Annotated in this window: 3 protein-coding genes; all 3 read right to left on the bottom strand. The window is 53.9% G+C overall.

Going from position 1 to position 1,128, the window contains the following annotated elements:
- The coding region (locus ACJHX3_RS24900; RefSeq protein ID WP_410236250.1) for a phage tail tube protein at positions 1–590 on the bottom strand (590 nt) is incomplete at its 3' end.
- A gap of 10 nt (positions 591–600) precedes the next feature.
- Positions 601–1,002 (bottom strand): phage minor tail U family protein, encoded by a 402-nt coding sequence (locus ACJHX3_RS24895; protein ID WP_001079400.1) that lies wholly within the window; start codon positions 1,000–1,002, stop codon positions 601–603.
- A partial coding sequence (locus tag ACJHX3_RS24890) for a phage tail protein (RefSeq protein WP_049301879.1) occupies positions 999–1,128 on the bottom strand: 130 nt, incomplete at its 5' end. The genes ACJHX3_RS24890 and ACJHX3_RS24895, both read right to left, overlap by 4 nt.

The following is a 1,128-nucleotide window of genomic DNA, read 5'->3' as shown; positions in this document are numbered from 1 at the left end:
ACACTGATCGCTTTGTCACTGGCTCCGTCAGGTTTTACTGTAAAGGTCAGCGTGGTGGTTGCTCCCACTTTTACACTGGCAGATGCCGGTGCCACCGTCAGCCCGGTAACGTTCACTGTTTCAGTGCCTTCCTCTGCCAGATACGGACGCCCCACACCGCTGATTTTCACAGTGCGGGTCATCACGTCTTTTGAGGCAATGGTTTTACCCAGTGAACTCAGCCAGCCACGGAAAACATCAACAGTACCGTTGGGATATTTGATACGAAACGCGCAGACTTCACCGGAGTCGAACAACTGAACCAGTTTTTTCTGCCCGCTGTCACCCGGACGCCAGGCCAGCGTCGCCGAAGTATCACCGACTGATTTCTGCCCCTGGGTTGTCGTTTTCCAGTCTGCATCTTCATCATCGAGATAAGTATCATCTTCTGCATCAGCGGTCATTTCGCCAGGTTGCAGATCCTTCACCATCGCAAGACGCAGCCAGTCAGTGTCCGACAAAGGGTTCGCAAATGCGTCGCCGTTGCCGGTATACATCCAGAACGTCGTCCCCGCACCTTTCGTCTTTGCCAGTGGATTTGGTGTGGTCATTGCCACCTCCTTAATTCGTGTACGTGATCTGGTACGTGATTTCCGCCATCGCCCAGGTGGCCATCTCATTATCACGTTGATAGTTAAAACCGAGTGGGATCAGGGTGTCGATGAGTCCGGAAAGTGCCGGTACATCATTCAGGGCCGGGAAAATGGTGCTCTCCATCCACATATCCAGCTCTGAATCCGGTGCCTGTGCCCGGATGAAGACAGCAATATGCAGAACAGCCTGCCAGTCATCTTCATCCGTCATTTTTCCGGTGTACTGAGCATCACTCAGCCACACCGCCACGGCAGGCAGTTCCTGCGCATCAATAAATGCCGGAAGCCCGTCAAAAAACGTGGCGCTGTCTCCACACTGTTCCCGAAGGCGTGCCAGTACGGCCTGGCGGATTTGTGTATGTCGGTTCATCGGGTCAGCCATAACCTCAGTTGTTGTTTCAGTGCATACCCCAGCTGTTTCGGCATTTCCGCAGCAATGATGCGGTCGCGGGCATCTTCAAATGCCTGTGTCAGCGGTCCGGACAGCGGGATTTTC

Source organism: Escherichia sp. WS1265 (genome assembly GCF_046487585.1).
Classification (GTDB): Bacteria; Pseudomonadota; Gammaproteobacteria; order Enterobacterales; family Enterobacteriaceae; genus Escherichia; species Escherichia coli.
The sequence above is the reverse complement of the archived record's forward strand: the minus strand, read 5'-3'. Positions and strand labels throughout refer to the sequence as shown.